General features: G+C 42.2%; 13 protein-coding genes. 12 read left to right on the top strand and 1 reads right to left on the bottom strand.

The genetic code is table 11. The features are described from left to right. Positions 1-43: 43 nt before the first annotated feature. The 3 genes from J2W55_RS20405 (at position 44) to J2W55_RS20395 (ending at position 4,783) form a co-directional block, all read left to right on the top strand. The gene (locus J2W55_RS20405; protein WP_310100159.1) at positions 44-2,248 is read left to right on the top strand and encodes an alpha-galactosidase; all 2,205 of its coding nucleotides are present in this window, start codon (positions 44-46) and stop codon (positions 2,246-2,248) included. 235 nt (positions 2,249-2,483) lie between these two features. Beyond that, positions 2,484-3,566 (top strand): alpha/beta hydrolase family protein, encoded by a 1,083-nt coding sequence (locus tag J2W55_RS20400; protein WP_310100156.1) that lies wholly within the window; start codon positions 2,484-2,486, stop codon positions 3,564-3,566. A gap of 377 nt (positions 3,567-3,943) precedes the next feature. Beyond that, positions 3,944-4,783, top strand: coding sequence for a hypothetical protein (locus J2W55_RS20395; protein ID WP_310100153.1), 840 nt, complete (start codon positions 3,944-3,946; stop codon positions 4,781-4,783). Between the two features lie 43 nt (positions 4,784-4,826). Here J2W55_RS20395 and J2W55_RS20390 read toward each other — a convergent pair whose 3' ends face one another. Further along, entirely contained in the window at positions 4,827-5,846 is a 1,020-nt protein-coding gene (locus J2W55_RS20390; RefSeq protein ID WP_310100151.1) for a class I fructose-bisphosphate aldolase, read from the bottom strand. A 780-nt stretch (positions 5,847-6,626) separates the two neighbouring features. On the opposite strand from J2W55_RS20390, the gene J2W55_RS20385 reads away from it, so the two are divergent. The 9 genes from J2W55_RS20385 to J2W55_RS20345 all read left to right on the top strand — a co-directional run bounded on the left by J2W55_RS20385 (position 6,627) and on the right by J2W55_RS20345 (position 18,238). Continuing rightward, entirely contained in the window at positions 6,627-9,863 is a 3,237-nt protein-coding gene (locus tag J2W55_RS20385; RefSeq protein WP_310100148.1) for a SusC/RagA family TonB-linked outer membrane protein, read from the top strand. 28 nt (positions 9,864-9,891) lie between these two features. Beyond that, positions 9,892-11,379 carry a SusD/RagB family nutrient-binding outer membrane lipoprotein gene (locus tag J2W55_RS20380; RefSeq protein ID WP_310100145.1) on the top strand — a complete coding sequence of 496 codons (1,488 nt, stop codon included), beginning with the start codon at positions 9,892-9,894 and terminating at the stop codon, positions 11,377-11,379. A 19-nt stretch (positions 11,380-11,398) separates the two neighbouring features. Further along, a complete protein-coding gene (locus J2W55_RS20375; protein WP_310100142.1) occupies positions 11,399-12,286 on the top strand; it encodes a BT_3044 domain-containing protein in 888 nt (295 codons plus the stop codon). A gap of 362 nt (positions 12,287-12,648) precedes the next feature. Beyond that, the gene (gene sufB, locus J2W55_RS20370; protein WP_310100140.1) at positions 12,649-14,091 is read left to right on the top strand and encodes a Fe-S cluster assembly protein SufB; all 1,443 of its coding nucleotides are present in this window, start codon (positions 12,649-12,651) and stop codon (positions 14,089-14,091) included. 40 nt (positions 14,092-14,131) lie between these two features. Beyond that, the gene (gene sufC, locus J2W55_RS20365; RefSeq protein ID WP_310100137.1) at positions 14,132-14,899 is read left to right on the top strand and encodes a Fe-S cluster assembly ATPase SufC; all 768 of its coding nucleotides are present in this window, start codon (positions 14,132-14,134) and stop codon (positions 14,897-14,899) included. A gap of 11 nt (positions 14,900-14,910) precedes the next feature. Then, the gene (gene sufD / locus J2W55_RS20360; RefSeq protein ID WP_310100134.1) at positions 14,911-16,254 is read left to right on the top strand and encodes a Fe-S cluster assembly protein SufD; all 1,344 of its coding nucleotides are present in this window, start codon (positions 14,911-14,913) and stop codon (positions 16,252-16,254) included. Position 16,255: 1 nt separating this feature from the next. Beyond that, on the top strand, positions 16,256-17,482 hold the full coding sequence (locus tag J2W55_RS20355; protein WP_310100131.1) for an aminotransferase class V-fold PLP-dependent enzyme: 1,227 nt from the start codon (positions 16,256-16,258) through the stop codon (positions 17,480-17,482). 8 nt (positions 17,483-17,490) lie between these two features. Continuing rightward, on the top strand, positions 17,491-17,934 hold the full coding sequence (locus J2W55_RS20350) for a SufE family protein (RefSeq protein WP_310100128.1): 444 nt from the start codon (positions 17,491-17,493) through the stop codon (positions 17,932-17,934). Continuing rightward, positions 17,924-18,238, top strand: a complete 315-nt coding sequence (locus J2W55_RS20345; protein ID WP_310100125.1) for a DUF59 domain-containing protein — start codon at positions 17,924-17,926, stop codon at positions 18,236-18,238. The genes J2W55_RS20350 and J2W55_RS20345 overlap by 11 nt, the downstream gene beginning before the upstream one ends. The last annotated feature ends 457 nt before the right edge of the window (positions 18,239-18,695 follow it).

The raw sequence follows: 18,695 nt of genomic DNA, 5'->3' as shown, positions 1-18,695 counted from the left end.
GATATACTAACCTTACTTATTTACACCGAAACAACCCGATAAAGTGAAAAAAACTTTCCTGAATCATTTAATGCCTTTTTGCCTGGCAGTTACAGCCACTTTTGCTGCAGGCAACAGTTTTGCGCAAACGGTAACTATTCCAGTTGAAACTCAAAACAACGCGCTGGTACTACAAACAGATGCCGGTAAAAATCTTAAAATGATTTACTTTGGCGCAAAGCTCAGCAATGCCGCAGAGTATGAGCGGATCCAGAAAATGTACAACCAGGCCGATGATTCGGGTATCCTTAACTCGGCTTATACGCCGTCGGGTTCTGCAAACCTGGCCGAACCTGCCATAACGGTTACCCATGCCGATGGTAATAAATCATTAAACCTGGTTTATGTGAGCAATGTTGTTAAGAAAGTTGACGACGATATATCCCTGCTAACCGTTACCCTCAAAGATCCGGCTTATGATTTTGAGGTAAAACTGTATTATAAAACTTACTTTAAAGAGGATGTTACCGAGCAATGGTCGGTTATAAAACATGGCGAAAAGGGGGAGGTGATACTTAACAAATACGCGTCGGCCAATCTTAACCTCAAAGGCAATGGCTTTTGGTTAAAACAATACCACGGCAACTGGGCTATGGAAATGCAGCCCGAAGAAGCGAAGCTTACTCATGGCATTAAAACTATAGACAGCAAACTGGGTACACGGGCCAACTTATATGAACCATCAATGTTCATGGTATCAATGGATAAGCCGGCTACCGAGGATGAAGGTAAGGTGCTGCTTGGTGCGTTAGAATGGTCGGGCAATTTTAAAATTGACCTGGAGCTCGATGTTGCCAATAATTTAAGGGTGATAGCCGGTATTAATAATGCGGCTGCCGAATACCACCTGAAGCCGGCCCAGGAATTTGCAACCCCGGCATTGGTTTATACTTTCTCAAACCAGGGCAAGGGCGATGCCAGCCGCAAGCTGCAGCGCTGGGCCCGCCAATATAAAATTGTGGATGGCGAGGGTTCAAGGCTTACATTGCTCAATAACTGGGAATCAACTTATTTTGATTTTAACGAGAGCAAACTTGCTGAGTTATTAAGGGATACCAAAAAATTAGGTGTTGATTTATTTTTGCTTGATGATGGCTGGTTTGGCAATAAACATCCGCGTAATAATGACGACGCCGGGCTGGGCGACTGGCAGGAGAACAAACAAAAATTGCCAAATGGCATCAGTTCCCTGGTAAAAGAGGCGCAGGCCAATGGTGTAAAGTTTGGTATATGGATTGAACCCGAAATGGTGAACCCGGCCAGTGAATTGTATACTAAACATCCTGATTGGGTAATTAAACAACCTAACCGCCCCGAAAAATATTTCCGTAACCAGTTGGTGCTTGACCTCACCAACCCTAAAGTGCAGGATTTTGTTTTCAGTATAGTTGACGGACTGTTCACTAAAAATCCTGACCTGGCCTATATTAAATGGGATTGCAACGCGGTTATTTATAACGCCTATTCTGCTTACCTTAAAAAAGACCAGTCGCATTTGTATACTGATTACGTTCTCGGCCTGTATAAGGTGCTGGAGCGCATCCGGGCAAAATATCCCAAAGTGCCGTTAATGCTATGTTCGGGCGGCGGCGGCCGTGTTGACTATGGCGCGCTTAAATACTTTACCGAGTTTTGGCCAAGTGACAATACCGATCCATTGGAAAGGGTATTTATACAGTGGGAGTATTCTTATTTCTATCCGGCAATTACCAGTTCAAACCATGTTACTGACTGGGGAAAGCAGCCTATCAAATTCAGGACCGATGTAGCTATGATGGGCAAACTGGGTTTTGACATCGTAGTTAGCAAGCTTAACGAGCAGGATTTAAACTATGTTCATGAGGCGCTAAAGCATTATGATGCCCTTAAAGATGTGATATGGCATGGCGACCAGTATCGTTTGCAAAGCCCGTGGGATAATGACGTTGCATCAATTATGTATGTTGATGGTGCAAAATCAAAAGGTGTAGTATTTAATTACCTGGTAAATAACCGGTACGGTACAGGAACTAAAGTGCCAGTCCGTTTAAAAGGCCTCGATCCTCAGAAAAAATACCAGGTTAAAGAAATTAACCTGTACCCCGGCTCAAAATCATCATTGGATAATGACCTGGTCCTGAGCGGTAACTTTTTGATGACCGTTGGCATAAATCCCGATGTGAGAAGCGGCAGGTCAAGCGTGGTTTTGCAGCTGGATGAAGTGAAGTAATGATCACTGTAAGATAGCCCAACTAAAGAGGAGTTCGCTCAATTTCGATAGTGGAGATAAATGGAAAAATTATGTTATTGAATTTAATAAATGGCCAAGTCAAAAAAATAAAATAGGATTTTGGATAGCAGGCTTAACTATAACGTTGCACGATTGGAAGTGATATAAAATGGAATAAAAAGTCGTGCATTATATTGAAACTTTCTATATTTAGTTATCAATTAGCTCCCACATCATGCCGAAGACCAAACCAGATATAAGGTTCACTGCGCTTTTATTTTTATTGATGATGAATGCCGTGATCGCATTTGGCCAGGCAGAGAACTACCCATTGCCAGACAAAGTAGCCCGGGATTTTAAAGATCTATTGAACCGCCCGATGGTGGACCCGAAGCCCCGGTTCGGCAACGTAAGCATGGGTTCGATACAGGTAGATACCGGGAGTATCTATACCGAAGCCAACGAACGCATGCCGGTGCTTATTTATAAACCGGTAATAGCCGGGCAAACCAGGTTCCCGGTGGCGATATTCCTGCATGGCACCGGCGGCACTAAGGATCAGGGCGACATCAGGGCCATATTTATCAAACTGGCCAAATTGGGCATTATGGGTGTAGCTATTGACGCGCGTTACCATGGCCAGCGCATACCCGGCGGCGCTCACGGCAGTAAAGAATATACCGAGGCCGCTTACCAGGCCTTTAAAACCAACAACCAAACACACCATGCCTATCCTTTTTTGTATGATACCTCTTATGATCTGTGGCGATTGGTGGATTACCTGGTGACCCGCCCTGACGTTAAAGCCGACCGTATAGGTATGGGCGGCATATCCATGGGTGGGATGGAGACCTGGATGGCGGCATCGGTAGATGTAAGGATACACGCGGCGGTGCTGGGTATTGCTGTACAAAGCTTTAAATGGAGCCTGGAGAATAACAAATGGCAAGGCCGTGCCGGCACTATTGGCGACGCCCATAAAAAAGCCGCCCATGACCTGGGCGACAGCACCGTTAACCAGGCCAATGTAAAAGCCGTATGGGACAAGATACTGCCCGGCATAACCGGCGAGTTTGATTGCCCTTCAATGATACGGCTTTTCGCGCCGCGGCCTTTACTGATATTAAATAAGGACAAGGACCCTAACAACCCATACCCCGGTGCACAGATCGGTTTCGGTACGGTAACCGACGCCTACAAGGCCAGGAACGCCACCGACAAACTGGATATAGTTGTACAACCCAACCTGGGCCATGTTTTTAACGCGAAGGATGCTGATCTTACAATAGCGTTCTTTGCAAAATATTTGTTGGAATGACAGCACACTAAACGCAAAAATCAATATAACTTTAACCGCCGCAGAAAATGCTGGCACCATATCTTCAGCAATTAAACCAATTCCTAGCTGATGGAATGAATCAATATCAACAATAACAAACCGCTAAATCATCTTAAATATGCTTTAGCTTTTTAATCGCACAACACGTTTTATTAGGGTAAACTAATATAGTTACAAAAATTTTGCGTCTCATGTTAAATTATAAGCGTTACCAGGCTTTTAAAACTTGGCAGCTCTTTTTATATGGAAACTCAGGCCGTGGTATTGTATATTCAGTAATTACTTATAAATTTAATATACGCATTGATATTAAAAGATCGAATGATCCCGCATTGGCTTAAATGTCGCTGTCGAGTATGAAAAAGAAATCAGCCCAATTAGTTTTTATCATCCTTACCATGCTACATTTAGCATGTAAGGCGGCAGTGCCATTAACAGGTACCGCGGCAGCGAAACATTTAAAGGAGGGTTCAAAGCCGGTTCAAAAAAAGGACGGCTCAACGGTACGCTTACCTGCTGATACCACAACACCCGCCAAAAGTTCAGTAAACCGCGATACTACATTTTTAGTTTTATCAGACAGCCAGGTAGATAAGATACTGAAAGCGGTAAAATCAAACGATACTTTAAGCCCCGAAATAAAAACACTGCTGAGTGCCACTATCGGTGCCTTGCTTACCCTGCTTACTCAGGTATTGATAACATCAATGGGCCGGAAAAAGGAGCGGGATAAATCGCGGCTTAAATTGTTAGCCGAAGAAAGGAGGCTCGCGGTTTTGCTTGTTCAGTTCTATAAAGAACTTGCCTGGCTTAAAGTAAGCCGTTCGTTTTGGTTCAGGTATTATGTTTTGGATAATACGTTGAACAATGAGCATTATGCCCAGTTCCTGTTGTTTCGCGACAGGATCCCTGAATGTAACAGGAGGATAAATGAGGTAACAGCCGAATACTCCAAAACGGTTACCCATTTTATGTATCTCACTAAAAAGAATACGCATCTTATTGGTTTGTTAAAAAGCATGAGTACCCTAAAAGCATTGGAAAGCGAATCTTCGGACTTTGATTCAATAACCAATATAAACTTACTGCAGGACGAATCAGAAATTGAATCGGCCCGGCTAAAAGCGGAGTATATGAAAATTGGCGGTATCCTTGACCAAATTTACAGCGAAATGGAAAAGAGTATCCCCAAATAGCGGAGTCTGTTTATTAATACCGGTGTCTGCCTGGTTTTATCAATTATTTTTCAAGCGCCGGCTCATATTCGCCACGGCGGGCCGCGTTATTAATGCTGGCACGTTTGTACAGCAACTGCTGGGCAATGGCCACATTTTCATCTTTACCTTTCCAGTATTCCATTGCCGGTTGCTGAACGGCCCTTGCAAACGAAAATGTAAGCGCCCAGGGTAATTTGTTCTTGTATTTTACATGCATGGCATTTAAGTGGGCGCTCGCGTCCTGCGCCAACTGGCCGCCCGAAAGGAAGGCCACGCCAGGGAGAGCCGCGGGCACGCAGCGCAGCAGGCATTTAATAGTAGCGTCGGCCACCTGTTCGGCATCGGCCTGTGCGCTTGAACCCAGACCGGGTACTACCATGTTAGGTTTTAATATCATTCCCTCCAGGTAAACGCGCTGCTGTATAAGTACTTCAAATACAATATGTAAAACCCGTTGCGTTACCTCAAAGCAGCGCTCAATAGTATGGTCGCCGTCCATCAGCACCTCGGGTTCCACTATGGGAACAAGGCCGGCTTCCTGGCAAAGGGCGGCATAACGGGCCAGTGCATGAGCGTTGGCGTAAATATTACCATCGGTAGGGGTGTTGGCTGTAATAAGAATCACCGCGCGCCATTTGGCAAATTTTAAACCGGCCGCTGCATAGTTTTTCAATCGCTCCCGCAATCCGTCAAGACCTTCCGTTATTTTTTCACCCGGGAACGCAGGCATGTCTTTAGCTCCTTCATCCAGTTTAATACCCGGGATAATGCCTGCATTCACCAGCAGGTCAATAAACGGCGTTCCATCAGCTGTGGCCTGCTTTACGGTTTCGTCAAATAATATAGCTCCGCTTATGCACTCGCCAAGTTTAGGCGTTGTTACTATCAGTTCCCGGTATTTGCGGCGGTATTCTTCGGTTTGTGGTATGCCTGCTTCTGCAAAGCGTTTATTGCAGGTGGCTATGCTCTCGTCCATGGCTAAAAGGCCCTTATCGCCAGCCATCATTTTTTGAGCAATATTTGAAAGAGCTTGCTTGTCCATTTTGTTTAAGGTATGAATAGCAAACACTAAAAAACGCGGCTTTGTTTGTAATTATAGTAAATGATTCTCGTTGGTTTTTGATGGTTTTTTTGATGGTTTAAAGTTTTTTTAAAAAACGTTATAAAACGGATCAAAAAAGTGTTAAATATTAACTTGTCCTATCTGTTTCTCACACTTTTTTCGATGGTTTTTAGCCTTAACATAACGCTCATACTGGCTAATCAGGCTCAGGACCGGGCCGCGGTTTCCAAACTTTTTCAACCTTTTTTGAGATGAAAATACCTGTCGCCTGAAAGGGAGTTAGCGAGCGCTAAATAGCGATATGTAGTGGATTTGAGGGGGTAAAATTGTTCGATAATGATACACTTTAACGATTTTTTTGACGATAAAGAGCTTTATTAATTAAAATTTCCGTTAAAAACCGTCGGGAAACAACGATATTATAATCAATTGAGTATGATTTTAGTATTATTATTTTGTTAATAATAGGATGTTTTTATATGCTTTTGAATAAAAAAAAGATATTTTAATAGGGTTTTATCAAAAGATCGGTCGTTTTTTGATAAAACGATTTATCCAAGCCTTATATTATAAAAAATCCATGAATTTTTGATGAAAAAGTGGTAAAAATTATCGTTTTTGCCATATATTTTAATATAATCTACATTTATTTTAATATTTATAACATTTTTGACTTTATTTTAATGTTTTTTCATTTTTATTTGGTTGGTAATGCCAAAATTGTAAATTTGAGAATTAACTTTTAACTGATTCTTAACAATGAAAAAACTCTTACTCACAAGTTTGTGTCTTGTCGTGCTATTTATTAGCGGGGTATATGCACAAAACAAAACGGTTACCGGCACGGTAACAGCAAAAGACGACGGATTACCACTACCAGGTGTATCTGTACGAATCACAGGCACAACAATTGGTACACAAACAGGGGCAAATGGCCAGTTTGTGCTAAGTGTACCAGCCTCCGCCAAAACGCTGGTATTTAGTTTTATTGGCTACACCACCACTACTGTCCAAATTGGTGCTGGTCCGGTAAATGTTGCTTTAACGACTAATAATAATCAACTAACTGAAGTAATTATTACTGGTGCTTACGGTACCAGGCAGTCGTCACGTTCGGCTTCTTACGCGGCTCAGGTTGTAAAATCAGAAGCTTTAAACACCATCCGTCAGCCAAACATGAACAATGCGTTAGCTGGTAAGGTTGCAGGTATCCAGGTACGAAGCCAATCGGCAGCGGCTTTGGGACGCAACACAACCATCAGGTTGCGCGGGGCCACAGGTTTCGGAGGGGGTAATAACCCGCTGTACGTGGTTGACGGTACAATTTTGCCAAACTCCGACGATTTGAACACCGACGATATTGAAAGCTCAACTGTTTTACAAGGTCCGGCAGCTTCTGCCCAGTTTGGTTCGCAAGGTGCTTATGGCGCTATTGTTATTACCACTAAAAAAGGTAGAAAAGCCAAAGGGGTTGGCATTGAAGTGAATCTGGGTGCCAACTTTGATAAAGTTTATATTTTACCTAATTACCAAAATACCTATGGCGGTGGTGCGTCTGCCGACTTCATAAAATACACATGGAAAGAGGGAGATCCTGTAGGATGGAAAGCCTTAGATGGCAAATACTATCCTGACTATACCGATGATAGCAGCTGGGGACCTAAAATGGTTGGGCAGGAATATATTCCATGGTATGCCTGGGCTGCCGGAACTCCATACTCTTTTAAAACAGCCAAATGGAGCCCACAGCCTGATAATGCCAAAGATTTTTTTCAAACAGGTGTTTCTTTTAACAACAGCGTTGCATTTACCAAGGCTTCGGATGATTATAACATCAGGATGTCTTATGGCAACCAAAACACTAAAGGTATTTTGCCGGGTAGCAACCTTAATAAAAATACGTTCAGCTTAAATGCCAACTACGATCTGAACAAACATTTTACAGTTGGTGCAAGTGTTAACTTTATTGGCCAGCAAGTTAACGGACAAATAAATGATGCTTATGCGAGCTCAACAAGCGGGTCATTCAATTCATGGTTCCACCGCGACCTGGACATGGGTATCATGAAAGAATTAAAAGATCTTACCTCGCCTGATGGTACACTTGTAAGCTGGAACCACCAGAACCCAACTTCATATGACCCAGCAGATCCTGCTTCTTTTTATGGTGCTAACTACTGGTATAATCCATATAAATGGGCAGAATTGTGGACAAAAACGGAACAACGTGACCGTTTATACGGAAACATTTCATTAACCTATAAGCTTAACAACGATTTAAGCATCAGGGGCAGATATACTAAAAATGCAACCAATGGATGGTACGAGCAAAAAACAAGCTCACAGTTACAAGCCAGCGGTACCCAAACAGGTGTTAAGGGCGGCTACGATTCAGGAACCTCTTACGAAAATAGGGAGAATTACGAAACGCTGATCACTTATGATAAAAAAATAGCTGATTTTCATGTAAACGCTAATGTTGGTAGCGACTTTTATAACTCAACCTATAAAAACAATTACGCTCATACCAATAATGGTTTAAGTGTTGATGATCTTTATACCGTAAACAACTCTGTGGATGCCCCCACAATTACTAACACAAGGACTCAGGAGCAATACCGGGCATTATTTGGTAAAGCCTCCATTGGTTATAAAAACTGGTTGTTTGCTGATGTTACTTTGCGTAATGACTGGTTCTCTACGTTGTCAGCAGCCAAGGGGGCAAACTCAGTATTATCAAAGTCATTCGGAGGTGCATTTGTATTTAGCGAACTATTGCCTTCAGTCAAAAGTTGGTTGAGTTTTGGTAAAATCAGGGCTTCATATGGTGAAATTCCTTTGGCACTGGGTACCAACACAGAAAACTTTGGTGCTTACAGAAACAATACTACATATACTATTAATGCAAATAAATGGGATGGTAACCTGCTACAGGTAGGAAACGGTGTTTACATTGATCCTGCGCTTCACGGAACAACCACAAAACAAACAGAGTTTGGTTTGGATCTGGGATTTTTGAATGACAGGATTACTTTTGCCGGTACTTACTATCAGGGAGATGACAAAGGTATCCCGGTTCAATTATCTGTAAATGGAGCCAGCGGCGTTTCCAGTATCTTAACCAATATTGGATTGATCAAAAAAAGAGGTATAGAGCTAACCGCCGGTGGAACACCATTTAAAACACCAGATTTCACCTGGACTGTTAATACCAACTTTGCAAGGGTACTTGAAAATAAAGTTGTTGAAATCAGTAATAAATACGGGGTTGACCGCGTAACGGTTGCCGGTGTATGGGGCTCAGATATGCCTTATCTGATTCAGCAAAAAGGTAAAGAATGGGGGCAAATATATGGCAATGGCATTAAACGTAATGCAAATGGAATTCCTATCCTTACTTCAGATGGTGCATATATAAATGATCCAAACGTATACTTTGGTAGTGTATTGCCGAAGTTTACAGGTGGTTTACAAAATACGTTCACCATATTTAAAAATTTCCTGTTAAGTGCAAATATTGACTACCAGGTTGGCGGTAAATTTGTTTCCCTGTCAAACAGATGGGGTCAGTATAGCGGCCTTACTGCAAACACCGCGGCTCTTAATGATAAGGGCAAGAATGTACGTGACCCTGTTGCTGACGGCGGTGGCGTTAAAGTTACCGGTGTTGATGCTAATAATAGTCCTGTTACTTATTATGTTGAGGCTAAAGCATATTATCAGGGCTTAACAAACAATAAAACTTACGATCCCTACATTTATGATCTAACGTTTGTGAAACTGCGTGAGGTTGCTGTTGGTTATAATATCCCGGTTGCTAAACTTGGATTAAAATCTATTCAATCAGCAAGGTTTGAACTGACAGGCCGTAACTTATTCCTGTTATATGCCAAAACCAAAGATTTTGACCCATCTGAAATAACCGCATCTGAGGGTGAAACGGCTCAGTGGCCAGGCACCAGGGGCTTTGGTTTTAACCTTAAGGTAACATTCTAAGAATTACAAATCATAAGATTTAAGCAAAATGAAAAAGATATATATATATACATTAGCAAGCGCATTTATTTTATCAAGTGCGGGTTGCAGTAAGCTCAAGGACTTTGGCAATGTCAATAATGACCCGGGCAATACTACAAAACCAATTACGGCTGCCCTGTTAACCAATGTGCAGGCAGACCTTGCTGGTTTCGCTTCTACAAAGCAAGAGGCTATAAACGGTGGGCAGTACGCTCAATATTTTACAGAAACGCAATATTCAGGTACATCCTTATATAATTTGCCGCAAAACTCATTTGCCAATGACTATAGCACTAACACGAATGACAAGCAAAATAGTGGTAGTCTGAATAACCTGCAAATTATTATTAATCTAAATGAAAGTAAAAATACAACAGCTGTCGCCAAGATTTTGCAGCAATATCTTTACTGGGTAATTACAGATTCGTGGGGCGATGTTCCTTATAGTGAAGCTTTAAAAGGCAGTGCTGTTGTTACACCAAAGTATGATACCCAGGAAGATATTTATAAAGGTATAATTGCTACGCTGACGTCGGCTTCCGGTGAATTTGATTCTTCATCAACCTTGGCTGGCGATATAATTTATGGTGGCGATGTGGCTTCATGGAAAAGAATGGCCAATTCGCTTAAATTATTAGCTGCCATTCAATTATCAAACAGGGTACCTTCTGCCACAGGCTACGCGGCTACAGCTGTTAAGGAAGCGATAGCTGCCGGCGTTATTACTGATAACAGCCAGAATTTTGTTTTAAACTATCCGGGTGGTGTTTTCAAGAGTGCCTGGTGGAGTCTTTATAACGGTAGAAAGGATTTTGCAGAAGCAAAAACGTTAACAGATGTAACGGCAGCAACAAATGATCCAAGGCAGGCCGCATTTGGCGGGGCAAGTGAGCAACCCGGTAACATAGCTACATCAAATATAGGTGTTCCGTATGGTTTAGTGCGCTTAAGTGTATTGGATTTTACGGATAAAAACCCTACCTGGGCCCGCGTATTACGTGGTGACCTGCGTACCGAAAGCGGTTCTGTCATGCTGATCAGTGCTGCAGAAGTTTGGCTGGCCCGTGCAGAGGCTGCTAACCTGGGTTGGATTCCTGAATCCATTGTTACCGATTATAATACAGGAATAACCGCTTCATTTGCCCAGTGGGGTGCCGGAACTCCTTCAGCAGCATATTTGGCACAATTTCCGGTAACCAATACTCCTAATGCCGATATTACCGGTACTCAAGTGAAAAATATTTCTACTCAAAGGTGGATATCCAGTTACCCTGATGGCCATGCTGCCTGGGCTATCTGGAGAAAAACAGGTTGGCCTAAGCTTACTCCTGCTCCCGATGCAACAAACGCCTCCAAACAAATTGTACGCAGGTTTACATATGCTACATCTGAATACAATACAAACGGAACCAATGTTAAGGCAGCTGTCGCCAGAATAGCCGGTGGTGATACACAGGATGCGCATGTATGGTGGGATACAAGAACAACTAATTAATTTTAAAAATTAAAAAGACATGAAAAAGAATATATTTTTTAAATATTTGTTTCTGGCCTGTGCGTCTGCTCTCGTTTTGGCAGGGTGCAGAAAAGAACCAGCTGCTGATAAAGCAGCAAGTGATACTCAAGCGGGCACATCATATATCGGTTTTCCGGGAGGGCTTAATCAACCTTTATTTTTTGATCCTTTTACGAGTATTAAAACGGTGGACGTGTTTGCTCTTAAAAAAGATGCGGGAACCTCAGCTGATCTCCAAAAAAACAGCACGGTAATTTTAACATCCATTCCAGCCGCAATTACAGCTTACAATGATGCAAATGACACTGAGTTTGAGTTGCTGCCTGCGTCTTTATATACCATAGGCGGGTCTGGTGTATCAGCAAACGCTAATGGTAATTTAACTTTCAGTTTTACTAATGGCGAGTTTCAGAAATTTTTTACCATTAAGCTTAATGGCAGCAAATGGGATTTAACAAAGAAATATGCCGTTGCATATAAAATAACAAATGCTGATGGTTTAACTGTACATGCAGCAAGCAAAGACACCTTACTTGCATTTTTTAGTGTTAAAAACAAGTATGACGGTGAATACCATTCGACAGGTGTATTCCATCATCCGGTTAATGGTGACCGTACTATTGATCGTGATAAAACATTAACTACGGCTGGGCCAACCTCGGTTACTACAGAAATTGGTGACATTGGCGGTTCAATGACGCTTACTATAAATGAAGCCACTAATGATGTAACTGTAAGTGGAAATGTAAGTGCAACGCAGCCTTTAATACCGGTTGCGGGATTAACAAATACGTATGATCCTGCAACTAAAACTTTTCATTTAAATTATCAGTATCAGGGCAGTGGTGGTAATCGGGTGGTTCAAGAGGATATTGCCCATCAATAAATGTATCACCACAAACTTTGATTTGTATCGTTCTTTATAAATAATTTCAGTTAATACTGTTAGGTCGTGCACACAAATTGCACGGCCTTTTTATTTTTATGTATATTTTTCCATTACTCAACTGATCTTTTCGATGAGTACCCTCTGGCGGGCAATCCGCTTGTTTATGTATCCTCCGCATTGGGTTTTTCTATAAAATTGCTTAAAGATTACCCAAACCAGATTAAAAACGGGTAAATTTAATTTTAGTTTTCAAAAGCCCGATTTAGGTTTCAAACTTATTTATCCGGAACCGGTTCTTTGAATAACAAATTCGCCTTAACCTATCATAGCACTAAGTTTTTGATCAATAATTGTTAATTATGGATAACAATCCTATCATCGATAAATTGGCCAGCCAGGAGTATGAGTTTGGTTTTGTAACCGATATTGCCATGGATATTGCTGCCGCAGGGCTCAATGAGGATACAATAAGGCTGATATCTGCAAAAAAGGACGAACCACAATGGCTGTTGGACTGGCGTATGAAAGGTCTGGAGGCTTTCAGGAAACAGGAGATGCCGCACTGGCAAAACTTTAAAATGCCCGAAATCGACTTTCAGAAAATATCTTATTATGCAGCACCCAAGCAACAGGCAAAATACAGCAGCTTGGAAGAAGCAGATCCGGAGCTTCTGAGAACCTTTGAAAAACTGGGCATACCGGTTTCCGAGCAAAAATTACTGGCAGGCGTTGCCGTCGATATGGTTTTTGACAGCGTATCAGTAGCAACTACCTATAAAGAAAAGTTGAACGAGCTGGGCATTATTTTCTGTTCTATCAGCGAAGCGGTGCAAAAACATCCCGAACTGGTTCAAAAATACCTGGGTACAGTGGTACCTCATTCTGATAATGTTTTTGCCGCTTTGAATACGGCTGTATTTTCTGACGGTTCGTTTGCTTATATTCCTAAAGGTGTGCGTTGCCCTATGGAACTGTCTACTTATTTCAGGATCAACGCCGAAAATACCGGGCAGTTTGAACGCACTTTGATAATTGCCGATGAAGGCAGTTATGTAAGTTACCTGGAAGGCTGCACCGCGCCTATGCGCGACGAGAACCAGCTTCATGCTGCTGTGGTAGAGCTTATCGCTTTAAAAGATGCCGAGATCAAATATTCTACGGTACAAAATTGGTACCCGGGCGATAAAGAAGGGAAAGGCGGCATTTATAATTTTGTGACCAAAAGAGGAGCATGCCGTGGCGACCATGCAAAAATATCATGGACACAGGTAGAAACCGGCTCAGCCATAACCTGGAAATATCCGAGTGTATTGTTACAGGGAAATTACTCAACCGGCGAATTTTATTCGGTAGCGGTAACCAATAACCATCAGATTGCAGACACCGGTACCAAGATGATCCACATAGGTGCCAACACCAAAAGCCGGATCATTTCAAAAGGTATTTCTGCCGGGCAAGGTCAAAATAATTATCGGGGATTGGTAGCAATGGGCAGTAAGGCAGATCACGCGCGCAATTTCACGCAATGTGATTCTTTATTGATCGGTAATAATTGCGGGGCGCATACATTTCCTTATATCGATTCCAGAAACAATACAGCTACAATTGAACATGAAGCTACAACATCCAAGATTGGCGAAGATCAGGTTTTTTACCTCAATCAGCGAGGAATTGATACCGAGCAGGCCATCGCTTTGATCATTAATGGCTATGCCAAAGAAGTATTGAACCAACTACCTATGGAGTTTGCGGTAGAGGCTCAGAAATTATTATCTCTTACACTTGAAGGCAGCGTAGGATAAAAAAATAAATTATTCTTAGCGAGCAATAGAACTATAGCATATGTTAATAATAAAAAACCTGCACGCAGGTATTGAAGATAAAAAAATATTAAAAGGAATTAACCTCCAGGTAAATGCCGGGGAGGTGCATGCAATTATGGGGCCTAATGGTTCGGGTAAAAGTTCCCTGGCATCGGTACTTGCCGGTCGTGAAAGTTATAAGGTAACTGAAGGCGAGGTGTGGCTTGATGGTAAAGACCTGTTGGTCATGTCGCCGGAGGATCGCGCACGCGAGGGCTTGTTTATGGCCTTTCAATATCCCGTAGAAATACCCGGTGTTTCCAACATTAATTTTTTAAAAACGGCATTAAGTGAGCTCCGGAAATACCGGAACCAGCCCGAATTATCTGCTAAAGAATTCCTGAATTTAACGAAGGAAAAACAGCAGCTGGTAGAATTTGAGGCCAAGCTGGCTAATCGTTCACTGAACGAGGGGTTTTCGGGAGGGGAAAAAAAGCGGAACGAAATTTTTCAACTCGCCATGCTGGATCCCAAATTAGCACTTTTGGATGAAACCGACTCCGGTTTGGATATTGATGCACTGCGTGTTGTAGCTGGTGGAATCAATAAACTGCGTTCGGAAAATAATGCCTTTGTGCTGATCACCCATTACCAGCGCTTGCTGGAATATATTGTTCCTGATCATGTGCATGTGTTATATGATGGGCGTATTGTGCGTTCGGGGAATAAAGACCTGGCGCTTGAGTTGGAAGAGAAAGGATATGACTGGCTTAAACGGGAATATCAGTTTAGCGAACCATTGGATTAATCAGATTAATCATGATCTATCAGGAAACCACATCGTTATATGATCGGCTGGTTGAAGAGTTTGAAGCACAGCTTGCGAATGATATCGTTCAATCAGAAAATTTAATACAGCTAAAAACGGAAGCGTTTAAGCGTTTCAAAGAAAAAGGCTTCCCAACTGTAAAGGAGGAGGATTGGCGCTTTACCAGCCTTGTTCCTTTTTTAAAGGAAGATTATAACCTTCAAGCTGCCTCTGTCAATAATAAACAGGTACTTCAGCAACTGATAGCTAAGGCTGCTATCCCTGCTCTTGATACCTATCTTTTAGTTACCGTAAATGGCCGGGTTCATCTCGGTCTATCAAATCTGCCCGATGAAGGTATGGTCAATGTTGATTCCATACACGATATTAGCGATACCCCCGATTTTAAAAGGCATTTAAAAAACAGCAACAATCTTAATAACCCATTGATAGCGTTAAATACGGCGTTTTTTAACGACGGCCTTTATCTGGAGGTTAAAAAGAACGTAATACTGGACAAGCCGGTGCATTTGCTGCATTTGTATACTGCTGAAATCAATACTTTTTTTCAACCCAGGCAAATGATCGTTATTAACGAGGGCGCAAAAGCCGTTGTGCTGGAAACGTCGGTCGTAAATAAAACAGACGCAGTTGTATTGGTGAATAACTTTACCGAGACAGAGGTGGGCCGTAACGCGCAACTGGTGCATTATGAGATCCAGAACCCTGATCATGGGGAACGCTGGTTACACCACTATGAAGTAACGCAACAGCGCGACAGCCGTTATGATCATTTTTCATTTAGCTTGCCCGGGGCTGATCTGTTACGCAACAACCTGAACACAACACTGAATGGGACAGGTTCTGAAACTCATTTATATGGCTTATACCTGGTAGCCGGGCAGCAGTTAACGGATAACCATACCTCTATAAGGCATAAGTATCCAGCCTGTCGCAGTAACGAAATTTACAAGGGTGTATTGATGGGTAAGGCCCGGGGAGTATTTAACGGTAAAGTTTTTGTAGAACAGGAAGCGCAAAAAACCAATGCTTTTCAGCAAAATAATAACTTGCTTTTAAGCAGCGATGCGCAGATACATGCCAAACCGCAACTGGAAATATTTGCTGATGATGTAAAATGCAGCCATGGCTGCACGGTTGGGCAATTTAATCCCGAATCTTTATTCTACCTCCGTTCAAGGGGTATTGGAGAAAACGAGGCAAAAAAATTATTGGTAGAGGCCTTTTTATTTGAGGTTACCGAAAAAATAAGTGACGGGGCCATTAAGGCCTATGTACAGGAACTGGTTTACAATAAAATGGAAAATGCTTTGCATTTATTAATTGAAACCTGATATGACCGCAACATTAGATATTGACAAAATAAGAAAGGACTTTCCTTTACTGGAAACAAATGTTTACGGCAGGGGATTGGTTTACCTTGACAATGCCGCGACAACGCAGAAACCTTTGGCTGTTTTAAATGCAATCAATAGCTATTACCGGGAGTATAACAGCAATGTACATCGGGGTGTGCACTTACTGAGTCAACAGGCAACTTCGGCATATGAGGCGGCAAGAGTTAAGGTGGCACAGTTCATTAATGCTGCCCACAGTCATGAAATCGTTTTTACCAAAGGCACTACCGAAGGTATTAATCTTGTTGCCTCAGGCTTTGGAAAAGAATATCTGCAGCCGGGTGATCATATCCTGATCTCGGCTATGGAGCATCATTCTAATATCGTTCCCTGGCAAATGATAGCCGAAGAAAATGCGGCAGCGCTCAAAGTTATCCCTATGGATGACAATGGTGTTTTGCAGTTGGATGCTTTGCCTGCCCTGTTAACCAAAAATGTAAAGCTTGTTGCTGTAAATTACGTTTCAAATTCGCTGGGTACTATTAACCCGGTAAAAGAGATCATCAGGCAGGCGCATTTAAAAGGTATCCCGGTGTTGATTGATGCAGCGCAGGCGGTAGCGCACCTGCCGGTAGACGTACAAGAACTGGATGCTGATTTTATGGCTTTTTCAGGCCATAAACTTTATGGGCCTACAGGTATTGGCATATTGTACGGGAAATCAAACTGGCTTAATAAGTTGCCACCTTACCAGGGAGGGGGAGATATGATAAAAACGGTGACCTTTGAAAAAACCACTTATAACGATCCTCCTTTTAAATTTGAAGCGGGTACGCCTGATATCTCCGGCGCTATTGGGCTGGCGGCCGCGTTGGATTACTTAAATGAACTGGGCCTCGAACAGATCAGGGAAACGGAACATGATTTAATGCAATATGCACTGAAAATGCTGGCCACCATTGATGGCTTGCGGTTTATTGGGCAGGCGCCTGAGCGCGCCGGTGCTATCTCTTTTTTGATAGATGGTTTGCACCCGTTTGATGTGGGTGAATTACTGGATAAGCAGGGTATAGCCGTGCGTACCGGGCATCATTGCACACAACCGGTTATGGATTTTTTTGGTATCCCGGGTACTGTCAGGGCCTCGTTCGCTTTTTACAATACGAAACAGGAAGTTGACTTACTGATAGCGGGTATCAGAAAAGCAATAACCTTATTAAAATAACAATCAAAATGACCATCAAAGAGCAACAGGACGAGTTGGTAGAGGAATTTGAGCTATTTCCCGATTGGATGGAAAAGTATGAACAGATCATTCAAATAGGAAAAGAACTGCCGTTGATTGATGAAAGATATAAAACGGATGAGAACCTGATTAAAGGCTGCCAGTCAAAAGTATGGCTTCATTCTTTCATGAAAGACGGTAAAGTTTGGTTTACGGCTGATAGCGACGCCATTATTACCCGCGGACTGATCAGTATGATGATCAAAGTACTATCAGGGCACAGCCCAAAAGAGATTGCCGAAGCTGATCTGTATTTTATTGATGCAATAGGTTTGAGTAGTCATTTATCGCCTACCCGGTCAAACGGTTTGCTGGCTATGGTAAGGCAAATGAAACAGTATGCCTTTGCTTTTCATTTACAGGAAATAAAAACCAATCAGCATGAAGAATGAACCTTTGCGTAGAGAGCAGATTGAAGACGCGTTGCGTACCGTGTTTGATCCGGAGATACCCGTTAATATTTTTGACCTGGGCCTAGTGTATCAGATCAATATAAATGAAGATCAGGACGTGCAGGTTTATATGACCCTTACCGCTCCGGCCTGTCCCGCCGCAGGGCAAATACTGCAGGATGCGGAAGATAGGATAAAAGCAGTGCCAGGCGTTAATCGGGCAGAGGTACGGCTAACCTTTGATCCCCCCTGGGACAGGAGTATGATGAGCGATGAAGCCCGGCTTGAATTGGGTTTGTTGTAAGAGTGGCTGTATTCATTATCTTAAGAAAACCCCCGAAAGCAAGCGATAAGTAACACTCGCCCATAAGCCTTGCCATATAAATATAGCGCTCTCAATAGCTAAAATCAATAAAAAACAGCCGTGTCCTTTTTCTGAGGATACTGGAAATCCATACCGTCTTTTTCTTAAGGCTGACCCAAAAATGTGTAGTTAATGTGTAGTAAACCGTGAAGGTAATATGCTGGCTGCTGTTCAAAAACTATATATATTTAACATATTGAATTGTGTTATTGTTAACGGTATAGTTGAGTAATTGCGATTTATGCATTAAAACGGATGTTTTATTGAAAATGGAATTGCTCGAAATCATAAACTTCATTCATGCTTTTTAATTCATTAAACTTTGCATTTTTTTTACCGGTAATATTTATATTATATTGGTTAGTAAACAAACAGAGCCTTAGGGTACAAAACATTC

Source organism: Mucilaginibacter pocheonensis, assembly GCF_031456535.1.
GTDB lineage: Bacteria > Bacteroidota > Bacteroidia > Sphingobacteriales > Sphingobacteriaceae > Mucilaginibacter > Mucilaginibacter pocheonensis.
Note: the sequence above shows the minus strand (reverse complement) of the source record. Positions and strands in the feature narration are given on the sequence as shown.

Coding starts and splice junctions, on each gene's coding strand:
- J2W55_RS20375 (WP_310100142.1), top strand. CDS start 11,399: ATGAAAAAGAATATATTTTTTAAATATTTGTTTCTGGCCTGTGCGTCT.
- J2W55_RS20355 (WP_310100131.1), top strand. CDS start 16,256: ATGACCGCAACATTAGATATTGACAAAATAAGAAAGGACTTTCCTTTA.
- J2W55_RS20345 (WP_310100125.1), top strand. CDS start 17,924: ATGAAGAATGAACCTTTGCGTAGAGAGCAGATTGAAGACGCGTTGCGT.
- sufD (WP_310100134.1), top strand. CDS start 14,911: ATGATCTATCAGGAAACCACATCGTTATATGATCGGCTGGTTGAAGAG.
- sufC (WP_310100137.1), top strand. CDS start 14,132: ATGTTAATAATAAAAAACCTGCACGCAGGTATTGAAGATAAAAAAATA.
- J2W55_RS20395 (WP_310100153.1), top strand. CDS start 3,944: ATGAAAAAGAAATCAGCCCAATTAGTTTTTATCATCCTTACCATGCTA.
- J2W55_RS20400 (WP_310100156.1), top strand. CDS start 2,484: ATGCCGAAGACCAAACCAGATATAAGGTTCACTGCGCTTTTATTTTTA.
- J2W55_RS20390 (WP_310100151.1), bottom strand. CDS start 5,846: ATGGACAAGCAAGCTCTTTCAAATATTGCTCAAAAAATGATGGCTGGC.
- sufB (WP_310100140.1), top strand. CDS start 12,649: ATGGATAACAATCCTATCATCGATAAATTGGCCAGCCAGGAGTATGAG.
- J2W55_RS20380 (WP_310100145.1), top strand. CDS start 9,892: ATGAAAAAGATATATATATATACATTAGCAAGCGCATTTATTTTATCA.
- J2W55_RS20350 (WP_310100128.1), top strand. CDS start 17,491: ATGACCATCAAAGAGCAACAGGACGAGTTGGTAGAGGAATTTGAGCTA.
- J2W55_RS20385 (WP_310100148.1), top strand. CDS start 6,627: ATGAAAAAACTCTTACTCACAAGTTTGTGTCTTGTCGTGCTATTTATT.